The organism is Pseudomonas sp. FG86 (assembly GCF_057808775.1).
On the sequence record NZ_JBMDIS010000206.1, the window covers coordinates 1 to 438 of the forward strand.

General features: G+C 59.4%; 1 protein-coding gene. It reads left to right on the plus strand.

Annotated elements, in window-relative coordinates; translation table 11 throughout:
• A partial coding sequence (locus tag ACODSV_RS36335) for an OprD family outer membrane porin (protein WP_489078417.1) occupies positions 1-340 on the plus strand: 340 nt, incomplete at its 5' end.
• Positions 341-438 lie beyond the last annotated feature (98 nt).

A 438-nucleotide genomic window follows, 5' to 3' on the forward strand; every position in this document is an offset into this window, starting at 1 on the left:
CACCAGCGGCGGCACCCTGGCCAACGACAGCTACAACTCCAGCTACGACAACGCCAAGGAAAAATCCTGGCAGGTGCGCCATGACTTCAATTTCGTGGTGCTTGGCATTCCCGGGCTGACCATGATGAACCGCTATATCAGCGGCAGTAACGTACACACCGGGGCGATCACCGACGGCAAGGAATGGGGGCGTGAATCGGAACTGGCCTACACCGTGCAGAGCGGTGCACTGAAGGATTTGAACGTCAAGTGGCGCAACTCCACCCTGCGTCGGGATTTCAGCAATAACGAGTTCGATGAGAACCGGATCTTTATCAGCTATCCGATCTCGTTGCTGTAACCCCTGTGGCGAGCGGGCTTGTCGTGGTGTGAGGACCGACTGCTGTGGCGAGCGGGCTTGCCCCGCGTTGGGCTGCGAAGCAGCCCCAGAACCAGCCG